This window comes from Rhizobium sp. PAMB 3182 (assembly GCF_052908355.1).
Window position 1 is genome coordinate 3,846,461 of the sequence record NZ_CM128607.1, and the last position, 16,581, is coordinate 3,863,041.

A 16,581-nucleotide genomic window follows, 5' to 3' on the forward strand; every position below is an offset into this window, starting at 1 on the left:
GACAGCATAAGGATCTCGGAGACTTCACTTCCATGCTCAAGCGTATTGCCGTACTTGCCCTGGCAGGCACCTTTCTCAGCGCCTGCACCACCACCGACCCGTATACCGGTCAACAGAAGGTTTCCAACACGGCGGGCGGCGCGGCGATCGGTGCTGCAGCTGGCGCCGTCGGCGGCCTTCTGCTCGGCAACGGCCCGACAAGCCGCCGCAACGGGGCATTGATCGGTGCCGGCATCGGCGCACTCGCCGGCGGCGCGATCGGCAACTACATGGACCGCCAGGAAGCCGAGCTTCGCGCCCAGCTGCAGGGCACCGGCATCTCGGTCACCCGCAATGGCGACAACATCATTCTCAACATGCCCTCGAACATCACCTTCCCGACCGACCAGTATGCGGTCATGCCGGCTTTCTATCCGACGTTGAATTCTGTCGCGATCGTGCTGAACAAGTTCAACAAGACGCTGGTCGACATCAACGGTCACACCGATTCGACCGGCTCGCTGCAGCACAACATGGAACTGTCGCAGCAGCGTGCGTCTTCGGTCGCCAATTACCTGACCGGTCAGGGCGTCGACGCCCGCCGCATGTCGGCCATGGGCTTCGGCCCGAACCAGCCGGTCGCGACCAATGCGACGCCTGAGGGCCGTGCCCAGAACCGCCGCGTCGAAGTGCAGATTTCGCCGCTGCGCGAAGGCTGAGCGCGCATATCATGACGAACTGTCCGGCGGGCGTTTTGCCCGCTGGACAAGCCGCGCCGGCTGTCCCATACCTGCACTCCAAAATGGAAATGGAGGAAGACCCATTGGCGCGTGAACATGCAAGACCGGGCATTCGCAACGAGGAAGGTATCGCTGCGGTTCTCGGCATTTTGAAGCAGAGCTTTGGCGAGCGCTTCCAGACCGGTGAAGCATTCCGCGCCCAGCATACCCACACCACCACCTATCTGCCTGCGCAATTGCCCGACGGTGTCGCCTTCGTCGAAAGCTCCGACGATGTGAAGGTGATCGTGCGGGCCTGCGCCGAGCACAAGGTGCCGGTCATTCCCTTCGGCGCCGGCACATCGCTGGAGGGGCAGGTGAATGCGCCGAGCGGCGGCATTTCCATCGATTTCTCGCGCATGAACAAGGTGCTGTCGGTCAATGCCGAGGATCTCGACTGCACGGTGGAGCCGGGCATTACCCGCGAGGACCTGAACACCTATCTGCGCGACACCGGGCTCTTCTTCCCGATCGACCCTGGCGCGAACGCCTCGATCGGCGGCATGGCCTCGACACGTGCTTCCGGCACCAACGCGGTGCGTTACGGCACGATGAAGGACAATGTCCTTTCGGTGACCGCGGTGACTGCGAACGGCGAGGAGATCCGGACCGCGCAGCGGGCCCGCAAGTCCTCGACCGGCTATGACCTGACGCGTCTGTTCGTCGGAGCAGAAGGAACGCTCGGCGTGCTGACCTCGGTCACGCTGCGCCTGCAGGGCATTCCGGAGAAGATCGCCGGCGGCGTCTGCGCGTTCCCCGATATCGAATCGGCCTGCAATGCGGTCATCATGACCATCCAGCTCGGCATTCCGGTTGCTCGCATCGAGCTTCTGGATGCACTGCAGGTGAGGGCCTGCAATGCCTATTCCGGTCTTGGCAACGAGGAGAAGCCGACGCTGTTCCTCGAATTCCACGGCAACGAGCAGACGGTCGCGATCCAGTCGGAACAGTTCGCCGAGATCGCCGCCGAGTTCGGTGGCGGCGAGTTTCGCTGGACGGTGAACGCCGAGGAGCGCGCGAAGCTCTGGAAGGCACGCCACGACGTCTACTGGTCGGTCAAGGCGACGGCGCCCGACAAGGCAATTCTTGCGACCGATGTCTGCGTGCCGATCTCGCGCTACGCCGATTGCGTCACCGAAACGCATCGGGATATTCTCGAGCACGGATTGTATGCGCCGATCGTTGGCCATGCCGGAGACGGCAACTTTCATACCTCCGTCGTGTTTGACGACAAGGATGAGGCCGACGTCGCCAAGGTCGAGGCGTTTGTCGCGCGGCTGGCACAGAGGGCTCTGTCAATGGACGGGACCTGCACCGGCGAGCACGGCATCGGGCAGGGCAAGAAGGGTTTCCTCGCCGAGGAGCTCGGCGGCGCCGTGGATTTGATGCGGCAGATCAAGCAGGCGCTCGATCCCGACACTATCTTCAACCCCGGGAAGATCTTCGATCCGGCTTGATCGCGGCGCCGGAAAATTTCATGCTGAGAGGGCTCCGGATTTCCGGGCCGAAGAGGCGGACAAGGGAGTAAGGCAGTTTGCTCGGACGGATTATCCTGTTTTTTGCGGGACTTCTCGTCGTCGTACTGTTTACGGCGCTGATCGCACCGATGTTCATCACCTGGAATGATTTCCGGACCGAGTTCGAGGATCAGGCGAGCCGTATTCTCGGCAAGAAGGTGGTGGTCAACGGCGACGTTGAGGTGCGCATCCTGCCGTTCCCGACCGTCACGCTTCACGATGTCCAGGTCGGCCGCGACGAGGACGGCAATCCGCTGGTGCAGGTCGCCGACTTCTCCATGGACATGGAACTGGCGCCGTTCCTGTCCGGTGAAGCGCGCATCGTCGAGATGCGCATCGACCAGCCGCGTGCCCGCATCGAGCTTTTGAAGGACGGCACGCTCGACTGGATGCGCGGCAGCCATTCCTCCATTCCGGCCAAGACGGTCGTCTTGGAGAAGGTCTTCATCACCGATGGCGAAGTCGCCTTCGTGGACGAGCAGACCGGCCGCGACCGCGTCATCTCGGACATCAATACGGAGATGTCAGCGCGCTCGCTGGCCGGTCCGTGGCGCGCCGAAGGCGACGCGGTGTTCGACGGCCATCCATCGCATTTTTCCTTCTCCTCCAGCGCGCCCGACGAGAAGAACGGCACGATCCGGGTCCATACGACGATCAAGCCGGAAGCGGTGCCGGTGACGGTGGAGACCGACGGCGATCTGGCGATCGTCGACGCCCGGCCGCGCTATGACGGACAGTTCTCCGCCATGATGATGGCGGAAGCCGAGGACAAGACGGAGGACGGCGAGAAATCCCGCAGTCTGCCGCCACGCGTCAAGGGCAAGTTCGAACTCACCAATGAGCGCATCCGCATTCCCGAATACCGCCTGGAAGTGGGGTCTCTGAGGGATCCCTATGTGGTGACGGGGGAGGCGACCTATGACACGGGGACCAAGGGCGACTTCTTCCTGAAGGCCGATGGCCAGCAGATCGATGTGGCGCGGCTCGATACCGGCCCGGCCAAGAAAACCGCGCGGCCCGGCACGCAGCGCCTGAGCGCCGCCGAACGGCTGGACACGCTGATCGGGTTGGCGCGGCGCATTCCGGTGCCGGGCGTGCCGGGGCGGGCGGAGGTCAAGCTGCCGGCAATCGTTGCCGGCGACACGACGATCCGCGACGTGCTCCTAAAGGTCGAGCCGAACGGCAAGGGCTGGACGATCGACAATGCCGAGGCGACGCTGCCGGGCCGCACGAAGATCGAAGGCTCCGGCAAGCTGACCCTCGTTGGCAGCGCCGTCTTCGATGGCCGTCTGACCGTGGCCTCCCGCCAGCCTTCCGGCGTCGCCGACTGGCTGACCGGCAGCGTTGCGCCGGAGATCCGCAACCTGCGCACCGCTGGCTTCTCCGCCGATGTCAGCCTGTCGCCGGAAGTGCAGAATTTCGACAATCTGGAGGTCGTCACCGGCGGGGCTGCGATGAAGGGCCGGATCGGCCGCGTCTCGCTGAGCGGCCAGGTGCCGGCCCTGACGGTCGACCTTGCCGGCGATCGCATCGATCTCGATGTGCTGCGGGCGTTGACCAGCCTGATGATGGGCGAGGATACGGGCAGCGGGCTGCTCGGACATGATATCGACGCGCATCTGGCCGCCGACCGGCTGACGGCGTTCGGCGTGGAGGCCCAGCAGGTCGACGCCGCCTTCTCGCTGTCGAATGGCGCGCTGTCGGTCAAGACGCTCGATATCGGCGACATCGGCGGCGCCAAGGTCAGCACCTCGGGCGAAGCCGAAGGGTCGGTTGCCGGCGTGTCGGGGAGCGGCGACGTGCATTTCGATGTGGCCGATGCCGGCCGGTTCCTGCAACTCCTGCAGAAGAGCATGCCCGCGCATCCGGTGCTCGGCCGTCTGGCGGAGAACAGTTCCTGGTTCGACGACACCGCCCTCGATGTGGCGCTGTCGGTGGGCGGCGGCGACAGGGGCGGGATTTCCGCCGATATTCGCGGTAGTTCGAACGGCAGCAACGTGACCGCCCGGATTGGCCTGAAGAGCATGGCGTCGCTTGCCGATCACAAGGGGCTCTCCCTCGACCTGACGCTCACCAATCCCCGGTCCTCGATCCTGTTCGGCCAGCTCGGCTTCATGCCGCTGCCGGTCGGCGGTCTTGAGGACGGGCGCGTGCGTCTCGTCTTCAATGGCGATGACGGCGACAGGGGCCGCACGCAGCTTTCCTTCGATGCCGGCAGCACGCATCTGTCCGCCGACGGCAATGTCAGCCTGGCGGCCGATGATTTCCTTGCCGGCGATCTGGCGCTCACCCTGAAGAGCGGCGACGTCGAGCCCTATCTCATTCTGAACGGCGTCGCACTGCCGGGCATCGGCGATGGCCTGCCGCTCGACATGACGTCGAAGGTTTCCGTTGCCAATGACGCCGTCACCTTCGACCAGCTTGCAGGCAATATCGGCGGCGATGCCTTCAGCGGCATGCTCCGGGTGCAGCGTGGGCAGCCGGTCCTGACCGTTGGCGGCAATCTCGCATTCGACAGCCTCGATCCCTATTGGCTGGCCGAAACGGTCTATGGGCCGCTCTACGATGTCTCGACAGGCGATTTCACCAATGCTCCGTTCGAGCCGCCGATGAACTCCGGTGCCGATATCGACGTGTCGCTGAAGGCCGGCGAAGTGCCGGTCGGGCTTGGCGAACCGGTTCGTGGCGTCACCGGAACGCTGACCAGTCGCAACGGTGCACTCAATTTCGAGGACATGACGGGCGAATTGTTCGGCGGCAAGCTAAGCGGGCATGTGCGGCTGGCCAACAGCGGCGGTACGGGATCGTTGCAGGCGGGGCTTGAACTGGCCGGCGGCGATGCCAAGCGGTTGTTCTGGAGCCGTGGCGGCAAGCCGGTCGTCGAGGGCGGGCTCTCAGGCAATGTGACGGTGGAAACCAGCGGGGCAACCCTCTCGGCTCTGGCGAGAACGCTCGGCGGTTCCGGCGAAATCGACGTCGCCGGCGCGACGATCAACGGGCTTGATCTCTCCATCCTGCCGACCCTGCTTGCCGCCAACGAACAATCTACCGGCGATGACATTTCCAACGAGAGCGTGGCGGGCGAGGTTCTGCCGCTGTTGCTCAATGGCAGCAGCGCCGTTGGCGATCTCAAAATCCCGTTCAGCATTACCAATGGCCGCTGGCGGGCCAATAATCTGTCGGCGACGACGGCTTCGGCGCAACTGTCCGGGGCGGCCGATTTCGACGTTCAGGACCGCGACATGTCCGGGTCCCTGCAGATCGCCTTCGCCACGGGCAAGGAAGACGTCGCCGGCGCCAATGCCAACCTGACTCTGCAGTATTCCGGCCAACTCGATCAGCCGCAGATGAAGGCCGATGTCACCGGGATGACCAACTACCTGTCGCTGAGGGCGTTCGACCGGGAACGCCGGCGGGTCGAGCATCTACAGGCCAATGTGCTGGAGAAGCAGCGGCTGCGGCGCGAGGCGTCGCTCTACCTGGCGATGGACCAGCGCCGGGCCGAAGAGGCGAAGAAGATGGACGCGATCCGGCTTGAGGTGGAGCAGCACCTGAAGGAGCTTGCCGACCAGGAGAGGAAGGCGCTGGAGAAGCGAAATGCCGAGCTGGAGGCCGCCAAAAGGGCTGCGGAAGCTGCGGCGCAGAACCCGCAGGACAACGTGCCGGTGTTCGATGTCGTGCCCCTGCAGCGGGCCGAGCCGATCATTGTGCCGCCGGCCGCAACCCAGGCACCGGCACAGCCTGCGCCCAAGACTGAGGCGCCCGCTCAGAAAGAAGAACCGGCCGGTGACGCAGGTAACCTTAAGTTCGATTCCTGGTTGAATTTGCGCTAATTCATGTCATGATGAAATAAGGTCGTGGGGCGGCCCGCTAAAATACATAAATCGGGGAATATTGGTGCCGGGTTTCAAGGTCCGGACGCCAGGCGGGTTTGCGCATCGTACTGAGTTTGTCGCATCCAGGGGGCTTGTGATGTCGTGGCGTGGTGTAATGCGTATAGTGGGCGCAGGTTTTATATTCCTGGCGACCGCCGGATTTCTTCAAACGAGTCAGAAATTTCCAACGGGCGGATCCTCGCCAACGCTGCCGGTTGTCGTATCAAGTGCTGCCGCGCGACAATCATCCGATCCGCAGAGCTATCTGATGCGTTGGGTTTCGGCCTGCGAGCAGGAGTTCGGCGCGCACGGGCACAATCCGAACGAAGCGCTGCTGCGCAGCTGCACAAGCTATTGAGGGGCAGGCGGTTCGCCGCCGCGCCGGTACCATTCCAGAACATGGACGCGTAGCGCCGAGGACAGGTTCGCATCCTCCGGGCGGTGGTCGTCGACTTCGGCGATCAGCGCCGCCAGCGACATAGTCCGCCTGGCCGCGATCGCCTTGAGCTCTTCCCAGAAAGCGTCCTCCAGCGTGAAGCTGGTGCGGTGGCCGTGAAGGGTGGCGGAATGTTTGCGGATCATCGGTGTGCCTGCTGCCGTCTGCCGAATGGATGCTGGCCGGGTGGGCGGCGGATTGGGAAAGTGATTCAAGTCTCAGCTGCAAGTTCTTGACGGCGATGCCCTTTCGGGTCGCGCTGACCGTCAGTCGTCGGAATGATCGTCCTTTTCGCGGCGACCTTCGTCGAGGCGTTTGCGTTCCAGCGTGTTGCGGGCCGTGGTCAGCTCTTTCTCGGCCTTGGTCCGGCCGAAGGAAATGCGGTTCTGCTCGGCCGTCTTTTCCTTTTCCTGTCGCGCCTTCTGCTTGCGCGCCATGCGCAGATTGACGATTTCCGCGGCCATGTCCGATCGATCTCCTGCCTTGGGCGGCCATGTGCGGCCCATGAAAAAGGGGAGCCGCGCTCCCCTGGTTTCCTACTGCTTCTTGCGGAACGCGTCGAGCGAGACGACGGAGCCCGACGGCTTGCCGCCGCCATCGTCGTCCGGGCTCGGATCTTCGCCGGGCGTCTCGGATTCGTTCTCTGCCTTCGGTGCTGCGGGGGCAGGGTAGGCCGTTACCTCGCCGCCAGCTTCTTCCTCGACCACCGGTACGTCGAACTCGACCTCGAAATTGACGGACGGATCGTAGAAGCCGCGGATGGCCGCGAAGGGGACGACCAGCTTCTCAGGCGTGTCGGAGAAGGACAGGCCGATCTCGAACTGGGTGTCGGTCACCTTGAGGTCCCAGAACTGGTGCTGGATGACGATGGTCATCTGCTCGGCATATTTGGCCTTGAGGTGCTGCGAGATGCGCACGCCCGGAGCTCCGGTCAGGAAGGTGATGAAAAAGTGGTGTTCACCCGGCAGGCGGCCCGTTGCGGCGACTTCGGACAAGACCTTGCGGATCACTCCACGCAGCGCGTCCTGTGTCAGAATATCGTAACGGATATGGTCATGGCCCATCGTGCATTCATTCCTTCATCATCACGAGCGCGACCGTACCAAGGCGCGCAGTTGCCGGCTAGAGCATTGCATTCAGCGAGGAATCTTACCTCAGCCGGTTCTTCGAATCCTCTTACACCATATAGAGCGAGAATGGGAGTAGGTCACGGGGGAGTAGGTGAAGGCTTCTGTTGCCAGGTGCCTTCGGACCCCGCCTTAAAGTGCTACCCCTAAGGACTTAGGTTGGGTTTCCCGCACCGCCATTAGGCAGCGAGAGCGTAACCCTGAGCGTTGTTGTCGTTTGCAACTACTCTAATGACCCGATAACGGTGGTATCATGCCGGGTAAAAAGTCGATCTTTACGCCCTTGTCGATCCTATTTCGCCCCCATCACAAACCGGCCATCTCGTCAGCCGTTCCGCCGGTTTGTGGTGGAGGCGCCGGGTACCGCCCCCGGGTCCAATAGGTTTATTACATCGCTGTTTATCACCATAGCCGGGCAAGCCGGCAGACCTGATATAGGTGTTTCCGGCGCCCGTGAAAAGGGGGGCGGTCGACAAGCTGCGACAAAATCCCCGGCCAGCTTGACGAAGTCATGTGTGCGGACCATTCTGCCGGTGCAGTTTAATCGATCCTCTGCAAAGATTATTTCTTGGGAAGGAGCAGGACATGACTGATTACCTTGCAGATGTGAAGAAGTACGACAGCGGCGCGGATGCCGATATTGTCAAGAAGATCGAGCGTCACCTCGGCATCGCTCTTCGCAATCGTGACTCCTCGCTCGTTTCCTGTTCCGATCCGAAGGAGCTCGATCGCGTCAAGGCAAGCTGGTGCGGCAAGAAGCTCGGCGTGGAGGGCGCTGATGCCGACAAGGCTCTGGAAGCCGTCTGCGCCGCCATGTCCGCCGACCGCACCAAGTCGCGCGTCACCTTCTACTATCTCGTCGCCAAGGAGCTCGGGAAGCTCGGCGATCTCTGATCCGTCCTGAAGCAGCGTCATGTGACGAGGGGCCGCTCTGCGGGCGGCCTTTCCATACACCGTCATCAAAACCGCTGGACAATCCCGCTTGTCTGTTGGCCGGGCCGCGGCCGTGACTTACAATGCGAGCCGAACGAATCTACAGGCAGCGTCCATGAAGCAATATCTCGATCTCCTCGATCACGTCCTTTCGACGGGTACCGACCGTGGCGACCGCACCGGCACGGGCACGCGTTCGGTGTTTGGCCACCAGATGCGGTTCGACCTCGCGGAGGGCTTTCCGGTCCTGACGACGAAGAAGCTGCATCTGCGTTCGATCATCCACGAACTGCTGTGGTTCCTGAAGGGCGACACCAACATACGCTATCTGCACGATCATGGTGTGAGCATATGGGACGAGTGGGCCGACAAGGACGGCAATCTCGGGCCGGTCTATGGTGCGCAATGGCGGTCCTGGCCAGACTACGAGGGCGGGCATGTCGACCAGATTGCGGCGGTCGTCGAGAGCATCCGAAAGAACCCGAATTCGCGCCGGCATATCGTTTCGGCCTGGAACCCGGCTCTGGTTGATGAAATGGCGCTGCCGCCCTGCCATTGCCTATTCCAGTTCTACGTCTCCGACGGCAAGCTCTCCTGCCAGCTCTACCAGCGCTCGGCGGATATCTTCCTGGGTGTGCCCTTCAACATCGCCTCCTATGCGCTGCTGACCATGATGGTCGCGCAGGTGACCGGACTAAAGCCCGGCGACTTCGTGCACACGCTCGGCGACGCGCATATCTATCACAACCACTTCGAACAGGCCCGACTGCAACTGCAGCGCTCGCCGAAGCCGCTGCCGACGATGCGTATCAATTCGGACGTGAAGGATCTGTTTGCCTTCAAGTTTGAAGACTTTACGCTCGAAAACTACGAGGCTGATTCAAGCATCAAGGCGCCGATCGCAGTCTGAATCCGGTCTTTCAGCCAAGGTATTCGAATAGATGGACATTTCCCTGGTCGTGGCGGTTTCCTCCAATGGCGTCATCGGCCGCGACGGAGACATGCCCTGGAGACTTTCGACCGATCTGAAACGGTTCAAGGCCCTGACGCTCGGAAAGCCGGTGATCATGGGGCGCAAGACCTTCCAGTCGATCGGCAAGCCCTTGCCGGGGCGCCTCAACATCATCGTCACGCGAGACGCAGCCTTCAAGGTCGAGGGCTGCGTGACGGCAACCTCGCTTGAGGAGGCTGTCATGCTTGGCGAGGCGGAGGCGCGGCAAAAGGGTCTCTATGAGATCTGCATCATCGGCGGCGGCGAGATCTACCGGCAGGCGCTCGAGACCGGTCTGGCGACGGTTGTCCATCTGACGCATGTGGACGCCGAACTCGACGGCGACACGCGGTTCCCGCCGCTTGATCCGGCAGTGTGGGCCAAGGAGAGCGAGGCGGACTTCCCCGCAGGGGAAAAGGACAATTTTCCGACCCGCTACGCCGTCTACAGGCGTCTTTGACGCAAGGCGGAAACTATTTTTCCAATAAAACCGGTCTTCCTTGACGCGTTACATTGAAAGCGCCTTCCCGCATACCTATAAACGGGCAGTGGCTGTGCCAGGGCGATCGCTGATCGGCGTGGGCATGGGGAGTTGTTTCTAGACAAGAGGTATGAATGCCCTGGAGCAATCAGAATGGCGGCGGCGGCGGTCCTTGGGGCGGCGGCGGCAATAATCAAGGCCCCTGGGGTCAAGGTCCGAACCGTCCGCGCAACAATGGCGGCAATAACGGCGCTCCGCCGGATCTGGAAGATCTGATCCGTCGCGGGCAGGACCGGCTCAAGACCATCGTGCCCGGTGGCGCGAACGGTGGCGTCGTCCTCATCGTCGTCGCAATCCTGGCGGTCTTCTGGATTTTCCAGTCGGTCTATACCGTCCAACCGGACGAGCGCGGCGTTGAACTGCGCTTCGGCCAGCCGAAAAAAGAAATTTCGATGCCCGGCCTGCATTTCCATATGTGGCCGATCGAGACCGTCGAGATCGTCAAGGTCACCGAGCAGCAGCTCAATATCGGCGCTGGCAGCTCGTCCACTTCGGCCGTCGGCCTGATGCTCTCGGGCGATCAGAACATCGTCAACGTCCAGTTCTCGGTGCTCTTCACGGTCACCGATCCGAGCGCCTTCCTCTTCAATCTTGAAGCGCCGCCGCAGACGCTGCAGCAGGTTGCCGAAAGCGCCATGCGCGAAGTGGTCGGCCGCCGTCCGGCGCAGGATATCTTCCGTGATGCCCGCCAGGGGATCGCCGCCGACGTGAAGTCGATCATCCAGTCGACGATGGACAGCTACGGCGCCGGCATTTCCATCAATGCCGTGGCGATCGAGGATGCGGCTCCGCCGCGCGAGGTTGCCGATGCCTTCGACGAAGTGCAGCGCGCCGAACAGGACGAGGACCGTCTCGTCGAGGAAGCCAACCAGTATGCCAACAAGGTACTCGGTGGTGCCCGCGGTCAGGCCGCCCAGATCCGTGAAGAGGCAGCCGCCTACAAGGATCGTATCGTCAAGGAAGCCGAAGGTGAGGCCCTGCGCTTCATCTCCATCTATGACGAGTACAAGGAAGCGCCGGACGTGACCCGCAAGCGCCTCTATCTCGAAACCATGGAGAAGGTTCTGGAAAACTCCAAGAAGGTCATTATCGACGAGAAGCAGGGCGTCCTGCCTTATCTGCCGCTCAATGAACTTGGTTCGACCAAGCAACAGGGAGGCAAGTGATGAACTCCAATCGTCTTCCCGCAATCCTCGTCGCCATCGGCGTCATCCTGTTCCTCGGCTATTCCTCGATCTTTGTCGTGAATGCCCGCCAGCAGGCCGTCGTCATCCGCTTTGGTGAAATTCGGACGGTCAAGACCGACCCGGGCATCTACTTCAAGCTTCCCTTCGCCTTCGCAAATGCCGACCGGGTCCAGTATGTCCCGAAGCAGGAGCTTCGCTTCGACCTCGACGACATCCGCGTCCAGGTTTCCGGCGGCAAGTTCTACGAAGTCGACGCGTTCGTGGTCTACAAGATCACCGATGCGGCCCGCTTCCGCGAAACGGTGTCCGGCGACCGCATCTCGGCGGAATCGCGCATGCGCACCCGTCTCGATGCCTCGCTGCGTCGGGTCTACGGTCTGCGCGGCTTCGAATCGGCCCTTTCCGACGCCCGTGCGTCGATGATGCAGGAGGTCCGTGACGACCTGCGTCCCGACTCCGAGTCGCTCGGCATCAGCATCGAGGATGTCCGCATCCGCCGCACCGACCTGACCCAGGAAGTCTCGCAGCAGACATACGCCCGCATGAAGGCGGAACGTCTCGCTGAGGCCGAGCTGATCCGCGCCCGCGGTTCGGAAGAAGGCCAGCGCCGTCGTGCCGTCGCCGACCGTAAGGTCGTCGAAATCCAGGCAGAAGCGCAGAGGGATGCCGAAATCATCCGGGGTGAAGGCGACGCGGCCCGAATCAAGGCCTTTGCCGAAGCCTTCAAGCGCGATCCGGCCTTCTTCGACTTCTACCGGTCGATGGATGCCTATTCGAAGTCGCTGGGTTCCGACTCGACCACGCTTGTGCTGTCGCCGAATTCGGAATTCTTCCGCTACTTCAACCAGGCCGATGGCTCCACGCCTTCCGACCGCGTTCCGCCTGCGATCCCGCCGGCTGGCGCTCCGGAAGCTGCGGCACCTGCGCCTGCGACCGGCAGCGGGAACTGATTGCCGGCAATGTCCGACTTTCTAACCGGTCTGGCATTCTTTCTGATCATCGAGGGGCTGGTGTACGCACTGGCCCCTCGATTTCTTGTTGAAATGGCAAAGGTTTTGCCGTCAATTCCCGAACAGCAGCTGCGATATTTCGGCCTTGGCGCCGTCGGCGCCGGTGTCGCCCTTGTCTGGTTCATTCGCGGCTGAGCGGCTTCTCCGGTTGCTCGCGAAAGATTGTTTTTTCCTGTCGTGATTCCGCCCTATGCTCGGGATTGAATGATCGGAACGTCCATTTAAGAGGAAGCCCCATGGTGCGGATTTCGCCTTCACCCTTTGCCAAGAGCCTTGCCGTGCTGTCGATCGCGGCGGTGACGTGGTCGGCGAGCGTCTCGGGTCTTCAGGCCGCTCCACCGCCGGCCGGGCCGGCTTCGGTTTCGAACCTTGCCGAAGGCCTGCTTGGTGCCGTGGTCAACATCTCGATCTCGCAGAACGTGAAGTCGGAAGGCGAGGGGCCGTTGCCGAACGTGCCGGACGGCGCGCCGTTCGAGGAGTTCTTCAACGACTTCTTCAAGAACAAGGACAATCAGGGTAACCGTACGGTCAACTCGCTCGGCTCCGGCTTCGTGATCGACCCGGACGGCTACATCGTCACCAACAACCACGTCATCGAGGGCGCCGACGACATTGAGGTGAACTTCGCCGACGGCACGACGCTGAAGGCCAAGCTGATCGGCACGGACACGAAGACCGACCTGTCGCTGCTGAAGGTCGAGCCGAAGAAGAAGCTGGTGGCGGTTCACTTCGGCGATTCCCGCGTCATGCGCATCGGCGACTGGGTGATGGCGATCGGCAATCCCTTCGGCCTCGGCGGCACGGTGACGCTCGGCATCATCTCGGCGCGCGGCCGCAACATCAATGCCGGGCCCTATGACAACTTCATCCAGACGGATGCGGCGATCAACAAGGGCAATTCCGGGGGCCCGCTGTTCAACATGAACGGCGAGGTGATCGGCATCAACACGGCGATCATTTCGCCGAGCGGCGGTTCGATCGGCATCGGTTTCGCCGTTCCGTCGGAAATCGCGGAGAACGTCATCCAGCAGATCCGCGAGTTCGGCGACGTGCATCGCGGCTGGCTCGGCGTTCGCATCCTGCCGGTGACCGCCGATATCGCCGAGACCAACGGTCTGGCGGAACCGCAGGGCGCGATGATCGCCGGCGTGATCAAGGGCGGCCCGGTCGACGACGGCACCATCAAGGCCGGCGACATCATCCTGAATTTCGACGGCAAGCCGATCCACGAGATGCGGGATCTGCCGCGCATCGTTGCCGAAAGCCCGGTCGGCAAGGAAGTGGACGTCGAGATCGTCCGCGAAGGCAAGAAGCAGACCGTCAAGGTCAAGCTCGGCCAGCTGACCGCCGCCCAGGAAGCCGCCGCCAATGCCGATGACGCGCAGGAGCAGACGGATGAGGGTGCCGAGACTGGGGAGGACAAGGGCGGCGACAAGGGTGGCGACAAGGCCCAGAACGACGGTTCGGGCGACGAGGAGGACGCAACCGGCATTCTTGGCATTTCGCTGGCCGAGCTCGATGACGATGCCCGCGAAGTCTACAAGATCGCGCCGAGCGTCGAGGGCGTGGTGATCAGCGATGTCGATCCGGCGTCGGCCGCGGCGGAGAAGGGCCTGAAGACCGGCGACGTCATCGTCGAGATTGCCCAGGACTTCGTTTCCAACCCGCAGGCGGTTGCCGACAAGCTGCAGGAGCTGATCGACGAGGGCCGTCGCAACGCCTACATGATGATTGCGTCGCCGAACGGCGACCTGCGTCTGGTGGCCGTGCCGCTCGAATAGGGCGCGGAGCCTAGCGCTTGAGGAAGGCCTCGCGCGTGATTGCGTAGAGGACGTGACGCCTGAGGTGCGGGTGGCTGTCCGGAATTTTCGGATGGTCGAAATCGCGCTTCGGGTGGTGGGTCATGCCGATGCGCTTCATCACCGCCGTCGAGCGGTGATTGTCGGCGACGGCGAAGGAGACGACTTCCGGCAGATCCCTGTCGAGAAACGCGTGGCGCAGGAGCGCTTCGGCGGCCTCGGTGACGTAGCCCTTGCCCCAATAGCGCTCGGCCAGCCGCCAGCCGATTTCCACGGTTCCGGCCGGCAGGATCGGCAGAAGGTCCGGCTGCCAGAGGCCGCAAAAGCCGATGACCGCGCCGGATGCCTTTTCTTCCAGTGCGTAGAAACCGTAGCCGGTCTCCCGGGTGCGGGCGGCGATGAAGTCCATCATCTCGTCCGATTGCGCGCGGCTGCGGCGCCAGGCGAAGAATTCCATGACGCGCTCGTCGGAATTGATCTCGTGGAAAAGGTCGCGGTCAGCCTCTTGCCAGTTGCGCACGATCAGGCGCGGCGTTTCCAATATGACGAGCGGCATGGCGTTCTCCTGGGACTGGTCGGCCGATAACCGGATCAAGGATCGTCAGGCGGTGATGAATTCGTGGCGTCGGTAACCCTGCAGATAGAGAAGCGAGGTCAGGTCGCCGTGGTCGATGCGGATTTTCGCCTGGGCGGCGACCGACGGCTTGGCGTGCAGGGCGACGCCCGTGCCGGCAAGCTCGATCATGCCAAGGTCATTGGCCCCGTCGCCGACGGCAATTGCGTCTTGCGGAGAGATGCCGAGCCTTGCAGTGATGTCGACGAGGGCATCGACCTTCGCCTGCTTGCCGAGGATCGGTTCGGCGACCTCACCGATCAGCAGTCCGCCTTCCTCGATCAGCAGGTTGGCGCGGTTCTCGTCAAAGCCGATCATCGCCGCAATGCGGCTGGTGAAGACGGTGAAGCCGCCCGAGACGAGCGCCGTGTAGCCGCCCTTGGCCTTCATGGTGCCAACCAGTTCCTTGCCGCCGGGGGTCAGCGTAATGCGCTTGGCGATGACCTCGTCGACGACGGTTGCCGCAAGCCCTTTCAGCAGCGCCACGCGTTCGCGCAGTGCCGGCTCAAACTCGATCTCGCCGTTCATGGCCCGCGCGGTGATGGCCGCCACCTTTTCCTTCAATCCGACCTCGGCCGCCAGTTCGTCGATGCATTCCTGGCCGATCATGGTCGAATCCATGTCGGCAATCAGCAGGCGCTTGCGGCGGGTTTCGGTGTCCTGCACAGCGACGTCGATCGTTTCGGAGCCGATGGCCGCACGCAGGGCTGCTTCCGCTTCAACGGCGTCGACACCGTCACGCAGCGGCAGATCGCAGGCTATTCCGTCGGCAAGCCAGTAGAGGCCGGCGGCCGGCACGGCCTTTTCGATCGCCTCGGCGAGGGCTGGCGTCAGAACCGGATTTGACGGATTGGCGATAAGCGTGGCAACGAGAGCCATGAGCAAGAGTCCTATTGGTGAATTCGACGCGATCCTGATAGCCGGGCCGACCGCCAGCGGCAAGTCCGCATTGGCGGTGAAGCTGGCGCGCGAAGCCGGCGGTGTGGTGATCAATGCCGACAGCATGCAGGTCTATGACACGCTGTCGGTACTGACAGCGCGCCCGTCGACGGCGGACATGGAGGGTGTTGAGCACTGTCTTTACGGCCATGTGCCGGCGGGTGCTGCCTATTCGACCGGAGCATGGCTGCGCGAGGCGGAGGCGCTGCTGTCGCGGCTGAAGGCGGAGGGGCGACTGCCGGTCTTCGCCGGCGGTACCGGGCTTTATTTCAAGGCGCTGACCGGCGGGCTCTCCGATATGCCCGACATCCCGGAAGCGGTGCGCGCGCAATGGCGTGGCAGGCTTACAACTGAGGGGCCGGAGGCCCTTCATGCCGAGCTGCAGCTGCGGGACGCGGAAGGAGCCGCGACGCTCAATCCGCAGGACGGCCAGCGGATCGTGCGCGCCCTGGAGGTGCTGGAGGCGGCCGGCCGGCCGATCCGTGAATTTCAGGGGCGAACCGGTCCCGTGATCATCGATCCGGCGCGGGCGCTGAAGATCGTCATCGACCCTGACCGCAAGGTGCTGCATGAGCGCATCAACAGGCGTTTCGAAGCGATGCTGGAGCAGGGCGCAGCCGACGAGGTGAGGGCGCTCATGGCACTCAATCTTTCGCCGCAGATGCCGGTGATGAAGGCGATCGGCGTGCGCGAGCTTGCTGCCATGCTGGCCGGTGACCTCACCCGCGCGCAGGCCGCGGAACAGGCGAGTGCCGCCACGAGGCAATATGCCAAACGGCAGATGACGTGGTTTCGCAACCAGATGGATGATAGCTGGGAGCGGCGCGGCACGACCTGAGGTCCGGCCGCCGGGGG

At 62.9% G+C, this 16,581-nt stretch carries 16 protein-coding genes and 1 other RNA gene; 11 read left to right on the top strand and 6 right to left on the bottom strand.

From position 1 onward, the window contains the following. Positions 1–32: 32 nt before the first annotated feature. The 3 genes from ACU5AZ_RS18395 (at position 33) to ACU5AZ_RS18405 (ending at position 6,108) form a co-directional block, all read left to right on the top strand. The gene (locus ACU5AZ_RS18395; RefSeq protein ID WP_446823767.1) at positions 33–698 is read left to right on the top strand and encodes an OmpA family protein; all 666 of its coding nucleotides are present in this window, start codon (positions 33–35) and stop codon (positions 696–698) included. An 89-nt stretch (positions 699–787) separates the two neighbouring features. Next, entirely contained in the window at positions 788–2,215 is a 1,428-nt protein-coding gene (locus ACU5AZ_RS18400; RefSeq protein WP_446826051.1) for an FAD-binding oxidoreductase, read from the top strand. Between the two features lie 77 nt (positions 2,216–2,292). Continuing rightward, positions 2,293–6,108: an AsmA family protein gene (locus ACU5AZ_RS18405; RefSeq protein ID WP_446823768.1), complete on the top strand. Its 3,816-nt coding sequence runs from the start codon at positions 2,293–2,295 to the stop codon at positions 6,106–6,108. A 393-nt stretch (positions 6,109–6,501) separates the two neighbouring features. On the opposite strand, the gene ACU5AZ_RS18410 is transcribed toward ACU5AZ_RS18405, so the two are convergent. The 4 genes from ACU5AZ_RS18410 to ssrA all read right to left on the bottom strand — a co-directional run bounded on the left by ACU5AZ_RS18410 (position 6,502) and on the right by ssrA (position 8,177). Beyond that, positions 6,502–6,732, bottom strand: coding sequence for a ribbon-helix-helix domain-containing protein (locus tag ACU5AZ_RS18410; RefSeq protein ID WP_446823769.1), 231 nt, complete (start codon positions 6,730–6,732; stop codon positions 6,502–6,504). 120 nt (positions 6,733–6,852) lie between these two features. Further along, entirely contained in the window at positions 6,853–7,050 is a 198-nt protein-coding gene (locus tag ACU5AZ_RS18415) for a DUF4169 family protein (RefSeq protein ID WP_446823770.1), read from the bottom strand. A gap of 72 nt (positions 7,051–7,122) precedes the next feature. Next, positions 7,123–7,650, bottom strand: coding sequence for an SspB family protein (locus tag ACU5AZ_RS18420; RefSeq protein WP_446823771.1), 528 nt, complete (start codon positions 7,648–7,650; stop codon positions 7,123–7,125). Between the two features lie 156 nt (positions 7,651–7,806). Further along, positions 7,807–8,177, bottom strand: a transfer-messenger RNA (tmRNA) gene (gene ssrA / locus ACU5AZ_RS18425). 121 nt (positions 8,178–8,298) lie between these two features. On the opposite strand from ssrA, the gene ACU5AZ_RS18430 reads away from it, so the two are divergent. From ACU5AZ_RS18430 to ACU5AZ_RS18460, 7 genes are all read left to right on the top strand, one after another. Next, positions 8,299–8,607 (top strand): DUF2853 family protein, encoded by a 309-nt coding sequence (locus tag ACU5AZ_RS18430; protein WP_446823772.1) that lies wholly within the window; start codon positions 8,299–8,301, stop codon positions 8,605–8,607. A gap of 154 nt (positions 8,608–8,761) precedes the next feature. Continuing rightward, positions 8,762–9,556, top strand: coding sequence for a thymidylate synthase (locus ACU5AZ_RS18435; RefSeq protein WP_446823773.1), 795 nt, complete (start codon positions 8,762–8,764; stop codon positions 9,554–9,556). 31 nt (positions 9,557–9,587) lie between these two features. Continuing rightward, complete coding sequence (locus ACU5AZ_RS18440; protein ID WP_446823774.1) at positions 9,588–10,097, top strand: dihydrofolate reductase; 510 nt, start codon at positions 9,588–9,590, stop codon at positions 10,095–10,097. A gap of 155 nt (positions 10,098–10,252) precedes the next feature. Then, entirely contained in the window at positions 10,253–11,344 is a 1,092-nt protein-coding gene (gene hflK, locus ACU5AZ_RS18445) for an FtsH protease activity modulator HflK (RefSeq protein ID WP_446823775.1), read from the top strand. Further along, on the top strand, positions 11,344–12,315 hold the full coding sequence (gene hflC, locus ACU5AZ_RS18450) for a protease modulator HflC (protein ID WP_446823776.1): 972 nt from the start codon (positions 11,344–11,346) through the stop codon (positions 12,313–12,315). Before hflK ends, hflC begins: the two co-directional genes overlap by 1 nt. A 9-nt stretch (positions 12,316–12,324) precedes the next feature. Further along, complete coding sequence (locus tag ACU5AZ_RS18455) at positions 12,325–12,510, top strand: DUF2065 domain-containing protein (protein WP_446823777.1); 186 nt, start codon at positions 12,325–12,327, stop codon at positions 12,508–12,510. Positions 12,511–12,611: 101 nt separating this feature from the next. Continuing rightward, entirely contained in the window at positions 12,612–14,156 is a 1,545-nt protein-coding gene (locus tag ACU5AZ_RS18460; RefSeq protein ID WP_446823778.1) for a Do family serine endopeptidase, read from the top strand. A 10-nt stretch (positions 14,157–14,166) separates the two neighbouring features. Here ACU5AZ_RS18460 and ACU5AZ_RS18465 read toward each other — a convergent pair whose 3' ends face one another. Beyond that, entirely contained in the window at positions 14,167–14,730 is a 564-nt protein-coding gene (locus ACU5AZ_RS18465; RefSeq protein ID WP_446823779.1) for a GNAT family N-acetyltransferase, read from the bottom strand. A 45-nt stretch (positions 14,731–14,775) separates the two neighbouring features. Continuing rightward, positions 14,776–15,666: a phosphoserine phosphatase SerB gene (gene serB / locus ACU5AZ_RS18470; RefSeq protein ID WP_446823780.1), complete on the bottom strand. Its 891-nt coding sequence runs from the start codon at positions 15,664–15,666 to the stop codon at positions 14,776–14,778. Here serB and miaA point away from each other — a divergent pair. Beyond that, entirely contained in the window at positions 15,665–16,564 is a 900-nt protein-coding gene (gene miaA, locus ACU5AZ_RS18475; RefSeq protein WP_446823781.1) for a tRNA (adenosine(37)-N6)-dimethylallyltransferase MiaA, read from the top strand. The two genes, serB and miaA, sit on opposite strands and share 2 nt — an antisense overlap. Positions 16,565–16,581: the final 17 nt, after the last annotated feature.

Excerpts from the sequence above, each read along its gene's own strand:
- ACU5AZ_RS18435 (WP_446823773.1), top strand. The coding sequence starts at position 8,762 with ATGAAGCAATATCTCGATCTCCTCGATCACGTCCTTTCGACGGGTACC.
- ACU5AZ_RS18395 (WP_446823767.1), top strand. The coding sequence starts at position 33 with ATGCTCAAGCGTATTGCCGTACTTGCCCTGGCAGGCACCTTTCTCAGC.
- ACU5AZ_RS18420 (WP_446823771.1), bottom strand. The coding sequence starts at position 7,650 with ATGGGCCATGACCATATCCGTTACGATATTCTGACACAGGACGCGCTG.
- ACU5AZ_RS18440 (WP_446823774.1), top strand. The coding sequence starts at position 9,588 with ATGGACATTTCCCTGGTCGTGGCGGTTTCCTCCAATGGCGTCATCGGC.
- ACU5AZ_RS18455 (WP_446823777.1), top strand. The coding sequence starts at position 12,325 with ATGTCCGACTTTCTAACCGGTCTGGCATTCTTTCTGATCATCGAGGGG.
- ACU5AZ_RS18400 (WP_446826051.1), top strand. The coding sequence starts at position 788 with ATGGAGGAAGACCCATTGGCGCGTGAACATGCAAGACCGGGCATTCGC.
- ACU5AZ_RS18465 (WP_446823779.1), bottom strand. The coding sequence starts at position 14,730 with ATGCCGCTCGTCATATTGGAAACGCCGCGCCTGATCGTGCGCAACTGG.
- hflC (WP_446823776.1), top strand. The coding sequence starts at position 11,344 with ATGAACTCCAATCGTCTTCCCGCAATCCTCGTCGCCATCGGCGTCATC.
- ACU5AZ_RS18415 (WP_446823770.1), bottom strand. The coding sequence starts at position 7,050 with ATGGCCGCGGAAATCGTCAATCTGCGCATGGCGCGCAAGCAGAAGGCG.
- ACU5AZ_RS18410 (WP_446823769.1), bottom strand. The coding sequence starts at position 6,732 with ATGATCCGCAAACATTCCGCCACCCTTCACGGCCACCGCACCAGCTTC.
- serB (WP_446823780.1), bottom strand. The coding sequence starts at position 15,666 with ATGGCTCTCGTTGCCACGCTTATCGCCAATCCGTCAAATCCGGTTCTG.
- miaA (WP_446823781.1), top strand. The coding sequence starts at position 15,665 with ATGAGCAAGAGTCCTATTGGTGAATTCGACGCGATCCTGATAGCCGGG.
- hflK (WP_446823775.1), top strand. The coding sequence starts at position 10,253 with ATGCCCTGGAGCAATCAGAATGGCGGCGGCGGCGGTCCTTGGGGCGGC.
- ACU5AZ_RS18430 (WP_446823772.1), top strand. The coding sequence starts at position 8,299 with ATGACTGATTACCTTGCAGATGTGAAGAAGTACGACAGCGGCGCGGAT.
- ACU5AZ_RS18460 (WP_446823778.1), top strand. The coding sequence starts at position 12,612 with ATGGTGCGGATTTCGCCTTCACCCTTTGCCAAGAGCCTTGCCGTGCTG.